This window comes from Aeromicrobium halocynthiae, assembly GCF_039531385.1.
Classification (GTDB): domain Bacteria; phylum Actinomycetota; class Actinomycetes; order Propionibacteriales; family Nocardioidaceae; genus Aeromicrobium; species Aeromicrobium halocynthiae.
The window spans coordinates 495,153-511,831 of record NZ_BAAAPY010000001.1 but is presented as its reverse complement, the minus strand read 5'-3'; the positions used below and the strand labels follow the sequence as shown (position 1 = coordinate 511,831).

Annotated in this window: 16 protein-coding genes; 15 read left to right on the top strand and 1 reads right to left on the bottom strand. The window is 73.1% G+C overall.

Features of this window, described 5'->3' with window-relative positions:
* Positions 1-2: 2 nt before the first annotated feature.
* Positions 3-1,289 (bottom strand): phytoene desaturase family protein, encoded by a 1,287-nt coding sequence (locus tag ABD213_RS02465; protein ID WP_344323861.1) that lies wholly within the window; start codon positions 1,287-1,289, stop codon positions 3-5.
* 9 nt (positions 1,290-1,298) lie between these two features.
* Between ABD213_RS02465 and ABD213_RS02460 the strand changes: the two genes are divergently transcribed.
* The 15 genes from ABD213_RS02460 (at position 1,299) to ABD213_RS02390 (ending at position 16,642) form a co-directional block, all read left to right on the top strand.
* Positions 1,299-2,072: a class I SAM-dependent methyltransferase gene (locus ABD213_RS02460; RefSeq protein ID WP_344323859.1), complete on the top strand. Its 774-nt coding sequence runs from the start codon at positions 1,299-1,301 to the stop codon at positions 2,070-2,072.
* Complete coding sequence (locus tag ABD213_RS02455) at positions 2,059-2,466, top strand: DUF3040 domain-containing protein (RefSeq protein WP_344323857.1); 408 nt, start codon at positions 2,059-2,061, stop codon at positions 2,464-2,466. The genes ABD213_RS02460 and ABD213_RS02455 overlap by 14 nt, the downstream gene beginning before the upstream one ends.
* A 298-nt stretch (positions 2,467-2,764) precedes the next feature.
* Complete coding sequence (gene mraZ, locus ABD213_RS02450) at positions 2,765-3,214, top strand: division/cell wall cluster transcriptional repressor MraZ (RefSeq protein WP_344323855.1); 450 nt, start codon at positions 2,765-2,767, stop codon at positions 3,212-3,214.
* Between the two features lie 158 nt (positions 3,215-3,372).
* Complete coding sequence (locus tag ABD213_RS02445; RefSeq protein ID WP_344323853.1) at positions 3,373-3,513, top strand: hypothetical protein; 141 nt, start codon at positions 3,373-3,375, stop codon at positions 3,511-3,513.
* Complete coding sequence (gene rsmH, locus ABD213_RS02440) at positions 3,510-4,460, top strand: 16S rRNA (cytosine(1402)-N(4))-methyltransferase RsmH (protein ID WP_344323851.1); 951 nt, start codon at positions 3,510-3,512, stop codon at positions 4,458-4,460. Before ABD213_RS02445 ends, rsmH begins: the two co-directional genes overlap by 4 nt.
* The gene (ftsL, locus tag ABD213_RS02435; protein WP_344323848.1) at positions 4,457-4,900 is read left to right on the top strand and encodes a cell division protein FtsL; all 444 of its coding nucleotides are present in this window, start codon (positions 4,457-4,459) and stop codon (positions 4,898-4,900) included. The genes rsmH and ftsL overlap by 4 nt, the downstream gene beginning before the upstream one ends.
* Entirely contained in the window at positions 4,897-6,645 is a 1,749-nt protein-coding gene (locus ABD213_RS02430; RefSeq protein ID WP_344323846.1) for a peptidoglycan D,D-transpeptidase FtsI family protein, read from the top strand. The genes ftsL and ABD213_RS02430 overlap by 4 nt, the downstream gene beginning before the upstream one ends.
* A 47-nt stretch (positions 6,646-6,692) precedes the next feature.
* Entirely contained in the window at positions 6,693-8,210 is a 1,518-nt protein-coding gene (locus ABD213_RS02425) for a UDP-N-acetylmuramoyl-L-alanyl-D-glutamate--2,6-diaminopimelate ligase (protein ID WP_344323844.1), read from the top strand.
* A 5-nt stretch (positions 8,211-8,215) separates the two neighbouring features.
* Complete coding sequence (locus tag ABD213_RS02420) at positions 8,216-9,559, top strand: UDP-N-acetylmuramoyl-tripeptide--D-alanyl-D-alanine ligase (protein ID WP_344323841.1); 1,344 nt, start codon at positions 8,216-8,218, stop codon at positions 9,557-9,559.
* Between the two features lie 73 nt (positions 9,560-9,632).
* Positions 9,633-10,697, top strand: a complete 1,065-nt coding sequence (mraY, locus tag ABD213_RS02415; RefSeq protein WP_344323839.1) for a phospho-N-acetylmuramoyl-pentapeptide-transferase — start codon at positions 9,633-9,635, stop codon at positions 10,695-10,697.
* On the top strand, positions 10,694-12,181 hold the full coding sequence (murD, locus tag ABD213_RS02410) for a UDP-N-acetylmuramoyl-L-alanine--D-glutamate ligase (RefSeq protein WP_344323837.1): 1,488 nt from the start codon (positions 10,694-10,696) through the stop codon (positions 12,179-12,181). Before mraY ends, murD begins: the two co-directional genes overlap by 4 nt.
* Before the next feature lie 3 nt (positions 12,182-12,184).
* Positions 12,185-13,429, top strand: a complete 1,245-nt coding sequence (gene ftsW, locus ABD213_RS02405; RefSeq protein ID WP_344323835.1) for a putative lipid II flippase FtsW — start codon at positions 12,185-12,187, stop codon at positions 13,427-13,429.
* A 2-nt stretch (positions 13,430-13,431) separates the two neighbouring features.
* Positions 13,432-14,508, top strand: a complete 1,077-nt coding sequence (gene murG, locus ABD213_RS02400; RefSeq protein WP_425546008.1) for an undecaprenyldiphospho-muramoylpentapeptide beta-N-acetylglucosaminyltransferase — start codon at positions 13,432-13,434, stop codon at positions 14,506-14,508.
* 8 nt (positions 14,509-14,516) lie between these two features.
* On the top strand, positions 14,517-15,917 hold the full coding sequence (murC, locus tag ABD213_RS02395) for a UDP-N-acetylmuramate--L-alanine ligase (protein ID WP_344323831.1): 1,401 nt from the start codon (positions 14,517-14,519) through the stop codon (positions 15,915-15,917).
* Positions 15,914-16,642 carry a cell division protein FtsQ/DivIB gene (locus ABD213_RS02390; RefSeq protein WP_344323829.1) on the top strand — a complete coding sequence of 243 codons (729 nt, stop codon included), beginning with the start codon at positions 15,914-15,916 and terminating at the stop codon, positions 16,640-16,642. The genes murC and ABD213_RS02390 overlap by 4 nt, the downstream gene beginning before the upstream one ends.
* Positions 16,643-16,679: the final 37 nt, after the last annotated feature.

The following is a 16,679-nucleotide window of genomic DNA, read 5'->3' as shown; positions in this document are numbered from 1 at the left end:
ACTCAGCGGGGGACCGGTCCGAGGTGCTCGGCGACGGCCTCGGCGGCCAGCCCGACGAGCTCCAGGCTCGAGCCGGGGTGCGCGTGGGCGCCGACCATGAACAGGCCCTCCGGACCGGGCCGTGACGGACGGTCGACCTGGGACCGCCATCCTCGCCACTGCCACCCCCAGTGCCCGGCGCGCACCAGGTCCGACGGACTGAGGTCGTGGCGTTCCTCGACGTGCTCGCGCAGGTCGAGTCCGACCCGGGCGAGGGCGACGAGGGGGTCCTCGGCGTTGTGGTGCGCGATGGTCCAGCAGTCTGAACCGTCGGACCACAGGTGCAGGGGAGGATCGGTGTGCGCCATCACGTCGCGCGGCATGCCCGGCGCGTCCGGACCGAGCCGGACGAGGGTGCGGGCGGCCGGGATGCGGGGGAGGAGCCGCGGTGCTGCGAGCGGCTGCGGCCACCGTCCGGCGGCCCAGACCACGTGGTCGGTCTCGAGCGTGCCGCCGTCGGTCACCACCCGCGCCACCGTGCCGCCCGGTCCGGTCTCGACCCCGGTGGCTCGCTCGCCGAGCCGCGTGGTGACCTTGCGCTCGACGAGGCGACGGGTGAGCGCGTCGGCCAGCGCAGGCATGCCACCGACGACCCGCCAGCGGCCGAAGGTGCGCTCCAGGTAGTGGTCGACAGCCGTGAAGGCCGGGGTCACGCGGTCGTCGTCCCCCGCGAGACGGACCGGGTCGAGCACGAGGGCGCGCAGGCGATCGTCCTTGAACCGCGAGCGGACCTCGCGTCGCAGGGACCGACGCGCGCGCAGGAGGGCCCGGTCGTCGCGGGAGAGGTCACCTGCTCCCGTGGGCAGGCGGTGGACGGTCCGTCGTCGCAGGACCTCCCAGGTCTCGGACATGGTGTCCAGCCACGGGGACCAGGGATCGGAGCCGAGCAGGTCCCGGATCGCGTCGTGCTGGTCCGAGCGCCGTCCCATGGGCAGGTCGAGCACGGTGCGGTCGTCGAAGACGTGCCGCCGGCCGGTCGTGATCTCGAGCTCGAGGACGGCGTCGAGCGGGCGACCGGACTTGCGGAACAGGTCGCGGACGACACCGGGCATGGTCATCGTGTCCGGGCACACGGGCCAGCGCCCCGTCCCGAGGACGATGTCGCGGAGTCGACCGCCGAGCTCCTCGCCCTGCTCGAGGAGCGTCACCTCGTGGCGCAGCTTCGCCAGTCGCGCGGCGGCCGCCATGCCGGCGAACCCCCCGCCGACCACCACCACGCGTGCCATGGCCGAAGGGTAGCCGTATGACACAGTGGCGCCATGGGTCCGGTGCGTGGCGAGATCATGTGGCAGGCGGTGCTGGAGGCCGTGGCGACGGTCGGCGGAGACGGGCCGCTGGACGTGCTCGACGTCGGGGGTGGCACCGGTGGCGACGCCGTGCGGCTCGCCGCGCTCGGTCACCGCGTGACGGTCGTCGACCCGAGCCCGGACGCCCTGGCCTCGCTGAGTCGTCGCCACGCCGAGTCCGCGAGCTCGTCGGGCTCGGTCACCGGCGTCCTCGGCGACGCCGCGGACGTGGCGCAGGTCGTCGCGCCGGCGTCGCAGGACCTCGTGATCTGTCACGGGGTCCTCGAGCACGTCGAGGATCCCGCCGGCGCCGTGCGCGCGTCGCTCGCGGCACTGCGCGACGGCGGCCGCTTCAGCGCGGTCGTGCCGGGCCGTCCGGCGGCGGTCCTGTCCCGCGCGATGGCGGGGGACTTCGAGGCGGCGCAGCGCCTCACGACCTTGCGCGCCGACGACTGGGACGTGCGGGCCGACGGGCCGCGGCGTTTCGTGGTCGACGAGCTCGACGCGTTGCTGCGGGGGGCGGGGCTGCGGCCGGAGCGGACGGCCGCGCTGCGCGTCTTCAGCGACCTCGTGCCGTCGGCGATCGTCGATCTCGAGCCCGGCGGACGGGACCGGCTGCACGCGCTCGAGCGTGCCGTGCGGGACAGTGCGGACTTCTCAGGTATCTCGGGTGGTCTGCAGTGCATCGCGTGCCTAGACTTGTCCTCACCACCGACCGACCGAGGAGACCAGCATGCCGCTGTCTGAGGAAGAGGCTCGTCTGCTCCACCAGCTGGAGCAGTCGCTCGCAGCGGAGGACCCGGACTTCGCCTCCACCCTCCGTGGCTCCAAGCAGGCTGCGCGCAACCGCCGGCTGGCCGCCGTGGCCGGCCTCGGCTTCGCGATCGGCATCGTCGTGCTGTTCGTCGGTGCCCTCTCGGCGGTGGCATGGGTCGGCGTCGTCGGTTTCGTGGTCATGCTGGCCGCGACGTACGTGTTCGTCACCGCGTGGCGCGGGGGCCTGACCGGCGTCGAGGACGAGAACGCCCAGGCCGGCGGTTCCGGTCGTGGCACGCCGAAGGCTCCCAAGCAGTCCGGTGGTTCGTTCGTCGATCGCATGGAGCAGCGCTGGCAGCGTCGTCAGGACGGCGACGACCGCTGATCCTGCGCTAGACCCGGACGTCAAGGGCCACCTCGTCACCACGAGGTGGCCCTTCGTCGTGTGCTGGGGCTCCACAGGTCCTCCACCCCGCTCCACCCGAGACCGCCAGGCCGGTCCTGCCGGGACCGAGTGCTGCGAGCGCAGGGATTCGAGCCGATCTGCCCGTCGCCGTTCGTGCGCGACATGCCGGGCCGATCGGCCGATGTCGCCTTGACAGTGGAGTGATGTGGAGTACTGTGGTGCGCAGTGGAGGAGCTGGTCGACGGCCGATCCCGTGACCGGCCCGAGGAGGAACGAGGTGAGCGTCGATGGCCAGAACTTCTTTGGGACGTTCACCCCTCGCTTGGACGAGAAGTCCCGTCTCTTCCTGCCGGCCAAGTTCCGACCCCGCCTCGAGGACGGCATCGTGCTGACGCGCGGGCAGGAGAAGTGCATCTACGGCTGGACCACCCAGAGCTTCACCGCCTTCACCGACCGCATCCGGGACACCCCGTTCACCAACCGCCAGGCTCGCAACTTCGTGCGCATGCTCTACTCCGGCGCCTCCTCGGAGGTGCCGGACAAGCAGGGGCGCATCTCGGTCCCGCAGGTGCTGCGCGAGTGGGCCCAGCTCGACCGCGACGTCGTCGTCGTCGGTGCGATGGACCGGCTCGAGATCTGGGACGCCCAGCGGTGGGCCGAGTTCTCCGCCGAGCAGGAGGAGACCTTCGCCGACATGTCCGACGAGGTGATGCCCGGCATCTTCTGACCCGCGTCCGCTGTCCTCGACCTCCGGCTGTGCGCTCCTGACGTCCCTTCCCCGACGTCAGGCCGCACGGACGGGGATCCGGAACCACGGCCGCCCTCCCCACCAGCAGTCCACTCCCAGCAAGCCACCCCCCCCCCCCACCAGCACGGAGCACGCCCATGATCGAGGAGAACGTCGCCACGCGGTCGACGCGTCGAGTGCGCCACGACATGGCCGACGCCGCCCTCGTGATGGCGTTCTCCTTCGGCGCCTCGGTGGTGCTCGCCGGTGCGGTGGCACTCGCGATGAGGTTGTCGTGACCGGCGAGGAGCACGTGCCGGTGCTCCTCGGGCGGGTCCTCGAGACCCTCGCGCCCGCGATCGAGTCGCAGCACGAACCGGTCGTCGTGGATGCCACGCTCGGTCTGGGCGGGCACGCCGAGGCGCTGTTGACGCGGTTCCCGACCGTGCGCCTGATCGGGATCGACCGCGACCCGCAGGCGCGCGAGAAGGCCGGCGCGCGCCTCGCGGCATTCGGTGACCGCGTCGAGCTCGTGGGGGCGGTCTACGACGAGCTCGACGACGTGCTCGACCGTCTCGGACGACACGCGGTGGCGGGGGTCCTGTTCGACCTCGGGGTCTCGTCGATGCAGCTCGACCGGGCCGATCGCGGGTTCGCCTACGCCCAGGACGCCCCGCTCGACATGCGCATGGACCCCACCACGGGCCCCAGCGCCGCCGACGTGCTGAACACCTACTCCGCGGACGAGCTCGCCCGCGTGCTGCGGGTCTACGGCGAGGAGAAGTTCGCCCGCCGGATCGCGGATCGCATCGTCGCGGCCCGCGAGGTCCAGCCCTTCGAGAACAGCGCCCGTCTCGTCGAGCTGCTGTACGAGGCCATCCCCGCGCCCGCCCGACGGACCGGGGGACACCCCGCCAAGCGCACCTTCCAGGCCCTGCGCATCGAGGTCAACGACGAGCTCGACGTCTACCGTCGCGCCCTCCCGCAGGCGGCCTCCGCCCTCGCGGTCGGTGGGCGCGTCGTCGTGCTGGCCTACCACTCCCTGGAGGACCGCATCACCAAGCGCGAGTTCGCGGCCCTCACCACGAACGACCTGCCGCGCGACCTGCCCTTCGCCCCACCCGGTCACGAGCCGGCCTTCCGGCTCGTCACCCGAGGAGCGGAGCAGGCGACGGACCAGGAGGCGCAGGAGAACCCGCGCGCCCGGTCCGTCCGCATGCGGGTGCTGGAGAGGACCGCCGCGTGAGCGCCCACACCGCTGCCCCACGGCCGCGGCCCGGCACCGCCCGCACGGCACCGCGGCCCTCGGTCGCCGGACGCGCCCTGCCGCTGCGGCTCGTCGCCCCCGTGCGTGCGCGGACACCCCGCGCACCGTTCGTGGTCGTCGTCCTGGTCGTCCTCGGGGCCGGGCTCGTCGGGCTCATCCTCATCAGCACGGTCCTGCAGGGCCAGGCCTTCGAGATCGCCCGGCTGCAGGGCCAGGCGCAGGAGCTGCAGATCCAGCAACAGGCCCTGGAGCGCGACGTCGAGAGGCTGCAGGCCCCAGCCGGTCTGGCCGAGCGGGCGATGCGTCTCGGCATGGTCCCGAACGCCAACCCCGTCTTCCTGGACCCCGCCGCCGGCGAGGTCGTCGGCAAGGCCGTCCCGGCCGAACCGCGCTCGAACGTCGCCCGGGTGGACCGATGAGTCGCCAGCGGCTCGTGCGTCGGCGCCTCTCGGTGGCGCTCGCCGCCGTCACGCTCGTGTTCGGCGTCTTCGGGCTGCGGTTGTTCCAGATCCAGGGCATCGACGCGCAGGCCTACGCCGCGATGGCGATCGAGGCGGGCACCGCCCGATCCGTCGTCCCGGCGCCACGCGGGGAGATCCTCGACCGGAACGGGGAGGTCCTGGCCACGAGCGTCGCCGGCACCACCATCACCGCGGACCCCAGCATGACCTCCGCGGAGGCACCGCGGATCGCGAAGATCCTCGTCGACGAGCTCGGCGAGGACGAGCTCGACTACTTCGCGACCGTCGACCTGCTGCGGACCGAGGGGTCGCGGTACGTCGTCGTCGCGAAGGACCTGCCCGCGGAGCGCGCGCAGAGCGCCGTGGCAGCCGTCCGCGAGGAGGAGCTCACCGGGGTCTTCAGCGAGAAGGTGACGCTGCGCGCCTACCCCGGCAACCGGCTCGCCGCCAACCTCGTCGGGTTCGTCGACGGCGAGCGCAAGGGCGTCCAGGGACTCGAGCGCCAGTACGACGACATCCTCACCGGCAGTGACGGCGAGGCCACCTACGAGGTCTCGCCGCGTGGTCAGCGCATCCCCATGGCCGACAGCACCGTCAAGGAGATGGTGCCCGGGACCGACGTCGAGACGACGATCGACCGCGACCTGCAGTGGTACAGCGACCAGCGCCTGGTCGACGCGGTCCGCTCCTCCGGGGCCGAGTGGGGCCTGGCGATCACGATCGACGTGCGGACCGGTCAGGTCGTGCAGCTGTCCCAGGCGCCGACCTTCGATCCTGAGGACCCTCGCACGATCCAGGACTCCACGAGCGTCTCGCGGTACCTGCAGACCGTGTACGAGCCGGGCTCGGTCATGAAGCCGATCATCATGGCCGCGCTCGCCGACCTCGGCAAGGTGACGCCCGAGACGCAGATCTCCGTGCCCGGTCAGATGCTCATCGACCGCTTCCGCATCGCCGACTACTGGGAGCACGGTCGCATCAACCTCACGGCCGCCGGCGTCATCGCGAAGTCCTCCAACCTCGGCACGATCATCGCCGCGCAGCAGATGGACGACGACACGATGCACGACTACCTCGCGTCGTTCGGCTTCGGCTCGGCCACGGGGATCGCCCTCCCGGGCGAGTCGCAGGGGATCCTCCCGCCGGCGGCGGGCTGGACGCGCGCCAACCACGCCACCATCTCCTTCGGCCAGGGCGTCTCCGTCACCGCGGTGCAGATGCTGTCGGCGATCGCCGCCATCGCGAACGGTGGCGTGCTCGTCGAGCCGACCGTCGTCGGCGGGTTCGTCGACGGCGACGGCAACCGGACGCCCGTACCGGCCCCGGCCACCCGCCAGGTCGTCTCCAAGGAGGCCGCGTCGATGGCGACGCGGATGATGGAGGCGGTCACCGACGACGACGGCACCGCTCCCGCCGCCCAGATCCCGGGCTACCGCGTCGCGGGCAAGACCGGTACGGCATGGCGGGTCAACCCGCAGACCGGTCGGTACGTCCGCGGCCAGAACACGGTCTCCTTCGTCGGCTTCGCGCCGGCGGACGCGCCGCGCTTCGCGACCTACGTCGTGCTCGATCGGCCGCACCGCGACGCCGGTGGCGGCTCGACCGCGGCACCGGTCTTCCACGACATCATGTCGATGGCGCTGGAGCGCTTCGGCGTCCCTCCCACCGGCTCCGCGCGCCCGAAGGTCGAGCAGGAGTGGTGACGTGCAGCCCTCCGAGCCCGCGGGACCGGCCGGTAGGTTGGGCGCTGATGAGCACCGATCCGACCCCTCCCGAGACCATGCGGGTGCGTCCGGCCCGCCCCCCTCGCCGCAGCCTGACCGAGGTCGCCGCGCAGCTCGGCGTCCCGGCGCCCGTCGCCGACGGTGACGGTCCGGAGCTGACCGGCCTCACGCTGGACTCACGAGACGTCCGGCCCGGCGACCTGTACGTGGCACTCCCGGGTGCGAGTGCCCACGGCGCGGACTTCGCCGACGCCGCGGAGCGGGCCGGCGCGGGGGCGGTCCTCACCGACGCCGACGGGGCGCAGCGCCTCACCGCGATGCCGACGATCGTCGTCGACGAACCGCGTGCGCGTCTCGCCGGGCTCAGTGCGTGGTTCCACGACCACCCGAGCCGGGCCCTCGCGACCGTCGGCGTCACCGGCACCCAGGGCAAGACCACGACGACCCACCTCGCGGAGGCGGCGCTCGGGGTCACGGACGCGGCCGTGGTCGGGACCATCGGTACCCGGATCGGTGGCGTGGCGGCCGCGTCGACCCTGACGACGCCGGAGGCCCCAGCCCTGCAGGCCCTGTTCGCGGTCATGCGGGAGGAGGGCATCGCCACGTGCGCCATGGAGGTCTCCAGCCACGCCCTGGTCAAGGGCAGGGTCGACGGCGTCGTCTTCGACGTCGCGACGTTCCTGAACCTGGGGCGCGACCACCTGGACTTCCACGCCGACCTCGAGGACTACTACCGGGCCAAGGCGTCGCTGTTCACACCCGAGCGCGCCCGCCGCGCGGTGGTCTGCCTCGACGACGAGCACGGACGTCGACTCGCCACGGAGACGCCGCTGCCGCTCACGACCTTCTCGACCACGGGTGCCGCCGACTGGCAGGCCGTCAACGTGCGGCCGCACCGTCTCGGCACCGACCTCGAGGTGCTCGGCCCGCAGGGCGTGCGGCTCGACCTGCACGTCCCGCTGCCCGGCGTGTTCAACGTCGCGAACGCGCTCGCGGTCGTCGCCTCGCTGTCGTTGATCGGTCATGCTCCGGAGGACCTCGCCGCGGGGATCGCCCGCAGTCCCGGGGTGCCGGGTCGGATGGAGCGGGTCGAGGCCGGGCAGGAGTTCACCGCCGTCGTGGACTACGCCCACAAGCCGGACGCCGTCACGGCCGTGCTCACGGCGCTGCGCCCGGTCACGCCGGGTCGTCTGATCATCGTGCTCGGTGCCGGGGGCGACCGCGACCACGGGAAGCGTCCGCTGATGGGCGAGGCGGCAGCACGCCACGCCGACCTCGTCGTCGTCACCGACGACAACCCCCGGTCGGAGTCCCCGGCGGCGATCCGTGCCGAGGTGCTGTCCGGCGCCGCCCAGGGCCCGGGGGAGGCGCTCGAGGTCGCGGGCCGGGCCGAGGCCATCGCCCACGCCGTCGGCCTCGCGCGGCGCGGGGACACCGTGGTGGTCGCAGGCAAGGGCCACGAGCGCGGACAGGAGGTCGCCGGCGTCGTCCAGCCGTTCGACGACCGCGTCGTCCTGCGCGACGCGATCGGAGGCGTCTCGTGATCCCCATGACCGTCGCCGACATCGCCGAGGTGGTCGCAGGCACGGTGCACGGCGACCCGACGCGTCGGGTCACGGCCGCTGCCGACGTCGACTCCCGGGCCGTCGAGCCCGGTGGCCTGTTCGTCGCGATCGCCGGCGAGCGGGTCGACGGTCACGACTACGCCGCGGCAGCGCTGGAGAGCGGCGCGGCGGCGGTCCTCGCGTCCCGCCCCGTCGACGGTCCGTGCATCGTCGTCGACGACGCCACCGTCGCCCTCGGCCGGCTGGCCCGCCACGTCCTCGACCGGCTCGACGCCACGGTCGTGGCGATCACCGGGTCGCAGGGGAAGACCAGCGTCAAGGACCTCGCGACCCACCTGCTCGGCGTCCACGGTGCCGACGTCGTCGCGACGCGCGGCAACAACAACAACGAGCTGGGCGTGCCGCTGACGGTCCTGCGGGCGACGGGGACGACGCGCGCCCTCGTGGTCGAGATGGGGGCGCGCGGGATCGGCCACATCGCACGGCTGTGCCGCGTCGCCCCTCCGCACGTGGCCGTGGCGCTGAACGTCGGCTCGGCCCACCTCGGGGAGTTCGGCTCGGTGGAGAACATCGCCCGGGCCAAGGGCGAGATCATCGAGAACCTGCGACCCGGCGGCACCGCGGTCCTCAACGCCGACGACCACCGCGTGCGCGCCATGGCCGACCGCCGACCCCCGGGCACCTCGGTGCGCTGGTTCGGTCGCGGGAGCGACGCCGACGTCCGGGTCCTCGACGTCCGGGTGGACGCCGCCGGCGAGCCCGACGTCGACCTCGACGTGGAGGGCCGGCCGTGCCACGTGCACGTGCCGCTCGTCGGGTCCCACCACGCGGTCAACCTGGCCGCGGCCGTCGCGATCGCTCGATCGGTCGACCCCGACGCCCCGCTGCCAACGCTCGCGGGGTACGCGAGTCCGTCGCCCATGCGCATGCAGCGTCACCGTCGCGACGACGGCCTCGTCATCATCGACGACTCCTACAACGCCAACCCCGAGTCGGTGCTCGCCGCCCTGCGCGCCGTCGCGGACACCACCGCCGGCCGCCGGGTGGCCGTGCTGGGGGAGATGCTCGAGCTGGGCGCCGACGCCCACGCCGAGCACGTCCGAGTGGGTCGCGAGGCCGCCGCACTGGGTCTGGACCGTGTCGTCGTGGTGGGCAAGGATGCCCGGGGGATCGCCGAGGGCGCTGGTGACGTCGCCGTGCCCGTCGACGACGTCGTCGCCGCCCTCGCGGACCTGGCGTCGTGGCTGCGACCGGACGACCTCGTCCTCGTCAAGGCGTCCCGGGGTGCCCGTCTCGAACGGGTCACCGAAGGGCTGCTCGGCCGGTGACGGCATACTCGGACCGTCGCGCCGACCCCCTCGCGCGACGCACCACCGCTCCCGGAGAGGAACCGTCGCCCCCATGCTCGCCATCCTGATCGCCGGCGCCCTCGCCCTGCTGGGGACGCTCCTCGGAACGCGAGTCGCGATCGCGGTGCTGGTGCGGCGCGGGTACGGCCAGCTGATCCGCGACGACGGGCCCACGTCCCACCACGTCAAGCGCGGCACCCCGACCATGGGCGGGACGGTCATCATCCTCTCGGCGGTGGCCGCCTACGCGGTCGCCAAGCTCGTCACCGGCTTCGCCCCGTCGGCGTCGGCGCTGCTGCTGCTCTTCCTCTTCGCGGGCCTCGGCGCCATCGGCTTCCTCGACGACTACATCAAGATCTCCAAGCAGCGCAGCCTGGGCCTGCGCAGCAAGGCGAAGATGGTCGGACAGATCCTCGTCGGCCTGGTCTTCGCGGTCCTCGCGATCTCCTGGGAGGACGCCAACGGACGCACACCCATCTCCAACGCGATCTCCTTCACCCGCGACATCTCCGGCACCCAGATGCCGACGATCCTGCTCATCGTGTGGGTGCTCGTCATGATCGCCGGCGCCAGCAACGGCGTGAACCTCACCGACGGGCTCGACGGGCTCGCGACGGGTGCCTCGGTGATGGTCTTCGGCGCCTTCGTCATCATCAACATCTGGCAGTACAACCAGAACTGCGCCTTCAACCCCGGCGTGAAGTGCTACGAGGTGCGCGACCCGCTCGACCTCGCCGTGGTCGCCTCCGCCATCATGGGCGCCTGCTTCGGCTTCCTGTGGTGGAACGCCTCCCCGGCGAAGATCTTCATGGGCGACACCGGTTCGCTGAGCCTCGGTGGAGCGATGGCCGGCTTCGCGCTGATGACGCGCACCGAGCTGCTGCTCGTGCTCATCGGTGGCCTGTTCGTCCTCATCACGGCCTCGGTGATCATCCAGGTGGCGTACTTCAAGATCTCCGGCGGCAAGCGGGTCTTCCGCATGGCGCCCCTGCAGCACCACTTCGAGCTGCTCGGCTGGGCCGAGATCACCATCGTCGTCCGGTTCTGGATCATCAGCGGCCTGTTCGTCGCCACCGGTCTCGGCGTCTTCTACTGGGAGTGGGTCACGGGCGCATGAGCGGTCCCCAGGAGGACGGCGACCAGCACCGCGTCCCGGGGCGACTCGGCCGGGACGACTCCTGGGAGGGCGTAGCCGTCACGGTGGCCGGGTTCGGCACGAGCGGGGCCGGTGCCGCCGACGCCCTGCAGCACCTCGGCGCCGACGTGGTGGTCGTCGACGAGCGCGAGCCGCAGGGACCGGCGGCCGAGCGCGCGGAGCTGCTCGAGAGCCTGGGCGTGCGCTTCCGCGTCGGCCCGGGCGTCGCGTCCGACCTGCCGACCGAGGCCCCCGACCTCGTGGTCACGTCCCCGGGGTGGCGGCCGGACGCCCCCCTGCTCCGCGCCGCCGGCACGCGAGGAGTCCCGGTCTGGGGCGACGTCGAGCTCGCCTGGCGACTGAGACAGCCCGACGGACCGGCCTGGCTCGGCCTCACCGGGACCAACGGCAAGACGACGACGGTGCAGATGACCACGGCGATCCTGCAGGCGGCCGGGCTGCGCGCGGCCAGCGTCGGCAACGTCGGCCGGTCCGTCGTCGAGGCGGTCATGGATCCCGAGCCGATGGACGTCCTGGTCGTGGAGCTCTCCAGCTTCCAGCTGCACTGGACGCGGTCGACGGCGCTGGAGTCGGCGGCGGTGCTCAACCTCGCCGACGACCACCTCGACTGGCACGGCTCCTTCGCGGCCTACGCGGAGGCGAAGGGCCGCATCTACTCGGGCGTCGAGCGCGCCTGCGTCTACAACGTGCAGGACCCCGCCACCGAGCGGCTCGTGCGGGCGGCCGACGTCGCCGAGGGGGCCCGCGCGATCGGGTTCACGCTCGGCGTGCCCGAGGCGGGCATGGTCGGGGTGGTCGACGACGTGCTGGCCGACCGCGCCTTCGTCGCCGAGCGGCGCACCAGCGCCGCGCCCCTGGCCGAAGTGGGCGACCTCGACGACGATTCCCCGCACCAGGTGGCCAACGCCCTCGCCGCGGCCGCCATGGCCCGCTCCCACGGCGTCCCCACCGGTGCCGTCCGCGAGGGCCTGCAGGGCTTCCGCGCGGGGCCGCACCGCAGGGAGGTCGTCGCCGAGGCCGACGGCGTGCGGTGGATCGACGACTCCAAGGCGACCAACCCGCACGCCGCGCTCGCCTCGCTGCGGGGCGTCCAGCACGCCGTGTGGATCGCCGGCGGCCTCGCCAAGGGGGCGACCTTCGACGACCTTGTCGTCGCCGCCCGCGACCGGCTGCGCGCCGTCGTCCTCATCGGCGCCGACGCGCCGCTCATCCGGGCCGCTCTGGCGCGACACGCACCGGAGGTCCCCGTGCTCGACGGGGGGAGCGGCGAGGATGGGCCCATGCAGATCATGGCTGCGGCGGTCCGCACCGCCGAGCGGCACGCTCGCGAGGGCGACGCCGTGCTGCTCGCCCCCGGGTGTGCCTCCATGGACCAGTTCCGCGACTACGCCGCGCGGGGCGACGCCTTCGCCGCGGCCGTCCGAGCACACCTGCACCAGGACTGAGCCGTGGCCTCGACGACCGACTCCACGCCGTCGGGCCGCACGCCCACGCGCAGCGGTCCCCTGGCGCGCGTCCGCCAGCACCTCGACCGCCCCCTCGCCACCTACCAGCTGGTCCTCGGCTCCATCTCGCTGCTCGTCGGACTGGGACTGATCGCGGTCCTCAGCGCCAGCTCGGTCCTGTCCTACTACCTCTACGACGGCAACTCCTTCGCCATCGTGCAGCGCCAGGCGGTCTTCGCGGTCGTCGGCGTCGTGGGGGCCTGGCTGGTCACCCGCGTGCCGATCCCCGTGCTGCGCCGCCTCGTGCTCCCGGCCCTGGTCGTCTCCGTGCTGCTGATGATGGCGCTGTTCATCCCGGGCGTCGGCATCACCATCAACGGCAACCGCAACTGGCTGCCGATCGGGTTCGGCCAGAGCGTGCAGCCCTCGGAGTTCGCCAAGCTGGCCCTCATCCTGTGGATCGCCGACCTCTACGCCCGCCGCCAGCACCTGATGCACCGCCCGCGGTACATCCTGATGCCGATGATCCTGGTCGGGTTCGCCGTGGCCGGGCTCGTCGTGCTGCAGGACGACCTCGGCACGGCGCTCGTGGTGTTCTGCATCATCCTCGGGATGCTCTGGGTCGCCGGACTGCCGGTGCGCTACCTCGGCGTGCTGCTGGCCGGTCTCGGCGTGGTGTGCCTGTACTTCGTCGCCACGGCGCCGTACCGCGTGGCTCGCATGCTGAACTTCCTCAACCCGCTGTCGGACCCCGACCGCGACGGCTACCAGTCGATCCAGGCGATGATGGGCTTCGCTCGTGGCGGGATCGCCGGCGTCGGGCTCGGCAAGAGCCGGCAGAAGTGGGGCTCCCTGCCCGAGGCGCACACCGACTTCATCCTGGCGGTGATCGGCGAGGAGCTGGGGCTGCTCGGCACCCTGGTGGTGCTCGGACTGTTCCTGACGCTCGTCGTCGCGGGCGTGCGCATCGCGCTGCGCACCCGACAGCCCTTCGTCCGCTACGCCGCGGCCGGCATCACCATCTGGTTCGCGTCGCAGACGCTCATCAACATCGGGATGGTGCTCGGCCTGCTGCCGGTCATCGGGATCCCGCTGCCCTTCCTGTCCTACGGCGGGTCCAGCCTGATCGTCACGCTCGTCGCCGCCGGTCTGCTGCTGTCCTTCGCCACCACCGAGCCGGGCGCCGCCGCCGCCCTGCGGGCCGGGCGGGCCCGCCGTCGCCGACGCGCTGCGGCCAGGAGGAGATGACGGTGCGGGCCCTGCTCGCCGGCGGTGGTACCGCCGGCCACACCTCGCCGCTGCTCGCGACGGCCGCCGTCCTGGGCGAGCGCGGCGTGGACGTCACGTGCCTCGGCACCCCTCGCGGGCTCGAGGTCACGCTCATCCCCGAGGCGGGGTACCCGCTGGAGCTGGTGCCCCCGGTACCCCTGCCGCGTCGACCTGGCAAGGACCTGCTGGCCGTCCCCTCACGGCTGCGCTCGGCGGTCAAGGCCACGCGGGAGGTCGTCGAACGGGTGCGGCCCGACGTCGTCGTCGGGTTCGGTGGCTACGTCTCGGTCCCTGCCTACATGGTCGCGCGCCGGCTGCGGATCCCGCTCGTCGTCCACGAGGGCAACGCCGTGCCCGGTATCGCCAACAAGCTCGGGGCCCGCTTCACCGAGCACGTCGCGACGAGCTTCCCCGACACGGACCTGCGGCACGGCCGCTACGTCGGGCTCCCGATCCGCCGGCAGATCTCCACGCTCGACCGTGCCGCGTTGCGCGAGGAGGCTCGAGCGCACTTCGGACTGCGTGGGGACGCCCCGACACTGCTCGTGACGGGTGGGTCACAGGGTGCCCGGCGCATCAACCACGCCGTCGCGGCCGCCGCTCCTGCGCTCGCCGCGTCCGGGGTGCAGGTGCTGCACGCGGCGGGCCGGCCGGAGGAGGTAATGGTCGAGCCCGGCCCCCAGGACCCTCCGTACGTCGTCGAGCGCTACATCGACCGCATCGACCTCGCCTACGCCGCCGCGGACCTCGTGGTCTGCCGCGCCGGGGCCAACACGGTCACCGAGGTGGCCGCCGTGGGACTGCCCGCCGCCTTCGTCCCGCTGCCGATCGGCAACGGGGAGCAGGCGCACAACGCCCACCCCGTGGTGCGCGCGCACGGTGCGCTGCTGGTCGACGACGCGGCGTTCACCGCGGCGTGGATCGAGAACGCCGTGATCCCGCTCGTGCGCGACGCCGAGCGGCTCGAGGCGATGTCGGCCGCAGCCGCCGGTCTCGTGCCCCGCGACGCCGACGAACGGCTCGCCACGATGGTCCTGGAGGCGGCACAGCAGCGATGAGGATCCCGGTGCCCTCGACCATCGAGCCCCCGAGCGCCATCGGTCCCGTCCACTTCGTGGGGATCGGCGGAGCGGGGTTGTCGGCGATCGCGCGACTGATGGCGCAGCAGGGGGTCGCTGTCTCCGGCAGTGACGCGAACGACTCGGCGGTCGTGCAGGCACTGCGCGCCGAGGGCATCACGTGCCACGTGGGCCACGCGGCCGAGCACGTCGGGCTCGCGCGCACCGTCGTCGCCTCCACCGCCGTCCGCGAGGACAACCCCGAGGTCGTCGCCGCCCTCGAGCGCGACCTGCGGCTCTGGCCGCGCTCGGCCGGCCTCGCCTCGGTGATGGTCGGTCGTCGCACGATCGCGGTGGCGGGGACCCACGGCAAGACCACCACCACCGCGATGCTCACCGTCGCGCTGCGCGCGGCCGGCGCCGACCCGTCCTTCGCGATCGGGGCGGAGGTCGCCACCCTCGGGACGAACGCCGCGCTCGGCTCCGGGGACGTCCTGGTGGCCGAGGCCGACGAGAGCGACGGTGCCTTCCTGGTCTACTCGCCGGAGATCGCGGTCGTCACCAACGTCGATCCCGACCACCTCGACATTTGGGGGAGCGAGGCGGCCTACCACGCCGCCTTCGAGGAGTTCGTCTCCACGGTCGGCCGGGCCGTGGTGATCGGACTCGACGACCCCGGCGCAGCGGCCCTCGTCCCCATCGCGCGTGCCGCCGGCCTGGAGGTCGTGACCACGGGCACCGGTACCGGGCACGGTTCGCCCGACCTCCTCGCCGAGGACCTCGAGGTCTCGGCGACAGGGACGACGATGACGGTGCGACGTGCCGACGGCCCCGACATCGACGTCGCGCTCGCCGTGCCCGGGGTGCACTACGCGCAGGACGCGCTGCTGGCGCTCGCGGCCGGCCTGTGGCTCGGACACGACCCCGAGACGCTGGCGACGGGGCTGGCCCGTCACGCCGGTGCCAAGCGACGCATGGAGGTGCTGGGGGCCGAGGCGGGCGTCACCGTCATCGACTCCTACGCCCACCACCCCACCGAGATCCGCGCCGACCTCGCCGCCGCGCGCGCGATCGCCGGGGACCGCCGTCTCGTCGTGGCGTTCCAGCCGCACCTGGTGAGCCGCACCCGCCTGTACGGCGAGCGGATGGGCCAGGAGCTCTCGGCGGCCGACCTCGTCGTCCTGGCCGACCTGTACCTCGCCCGCGAGGACCCGGACCCCGCCGTGACCTCGGCGCTCGTCGCCGCCGCGGTCTCCGGGCCGCCGGCCCTGCTCGGGGGTGGCGTCGAGGAGCTCCCCGCGCTGCTCGTGGACCACCTGCGCGCCGGTGACCTGCTGCTCACCCTCGGCGCAGGGGACATCACGACGGTCGGCGCCGCGGTCCTGCGCGTCCTCGCGGGGCGGCCATGACCCAGGGGGTCTTCGAGCGCGTCCGGCGCCGTGACCGACGTCGCCGCGTCCTCGCGGTCCTGGTGCCCGTCGTGCTCGTCGCCGTGGCCGGTGCGTTCGTGTGGCTGGTGTGGTTCTCGAGCCTGCTCGCGGCCGAGACGGTCACCGTCGACGGTCTCGACACGCTCGAGGTCGAGCAGGTCGAGGAGGTCGCCCAGGTCCCGATCGGACGTCCGCTGGCGCGAATCGACACGGTGGGCGTCGAGGGTCGCGTGGGTGCCATGGAGCGGGTCGAGAGCGTGCGCGTCGAGCGTTCCTGGCCCTCGACCGTGCGAGTGGTCGTGCGAGAGCGCGAGCCGGTGGGCTGGGTCACCTCCGACGGTCGCATGCGGGTCGTGGACCGGTTCGGCATCGACTTTCGCACCGTGGAGCGTCGCCCGCGTCGACTCGTCGAGATACGGGTCCCCTCCATGGAGGCGCGGCAGCGTCAGCAGTCGCTCGCGAGCGCAGCAGCGGTCGTGCACTTCCTGTCGGTGAACGATCCCGCGCTCCTGGCGGACGTCCGCCACGTCGACGTCGCCTCGCGCGACTCCGTCGTCCTGGCGTTGGAGGGGGACCGAGCCGTCACGTGGGGGAGCGCGGCCCGCTCGGAGGAGAAGCTCACGATCCTCGCCTCGTTGCTGGAGGCCGTGCCGGCTGCCGGGTACGACGTGAGCGCGCCGGAGCAGCCCACGACGCGGGACTGAGCCGCGCGGACCGTCCGACGAGGATCACGTACGCCGT

Excerpts from the sequence above, each read along its gene's own strand:
- ABD213_RS02460 (WP_344323859.1), top strand. The coding sequence starts at position 1,299 with ATGGGTCCGGTGCGTGGCGAGATCATGTGGCAGGCGGTGCTGGAGGCC.
- ABD213_RS02455 (WP_344323857.1), top strand. The coding sequence starts at position 2,059 with ATGCCGCTGTCTGAGGAAGAGGCTCGTCTGCTCCACCAGCTGGAGCAG.
- ABD213_RS02445 (WP_344323853.1), top strand. The coding sequence starts at position 3,373 with ATGATCGAGGAGAACGTCGCCACGCGGTCGACGCGTCGAGTGCGCCAC.
- ABD213_RS02430 (WP_344323846.1), top strand. The coding sequence starts at position 4,897 with ATGAGTCGCCAGCGGCTCGTGCGTCGGCGCCTCTCGGTGGCGCTCGCC.
- ABD213_RS02425 (WP_344323844.1), top strand. The coding sequence starts at position 6,693 with ATGAGCACCGATCCGACCCCTCCCGAGACCATGCGGGTGCGTCCGGCC.
- ABD213_RS02420 (WP_344323841.1), top strand. The coding sequence starts at position 8,216 with ATGACCGTCGCCGACATCGCCGAGGTGGTCGCAGGCACGGTGCACGGC.
- mraY (WP_344323839.1), top strand. The coding sequence starts at position 9,633 with ATGCTCGCCATCCTGATCGCCGGCGCCCTCGCCCTGCTGGGGACGCTC.
- murD (WP_344323837.1), top strand. The coding sequence starts at position 10,694 with ATGAGCGGTCCCCAGGAGGACGGCGACCAGCACCGCGTCCCGGGGCGA.
- ABD213_RS02390 (WP_344323829.1), top strand. The coding sequence starts at position 15,914 with ATGACCCAGGGGGTCTTCGAGCGCGTCCGGCGCCGTGACCGACGTCGC.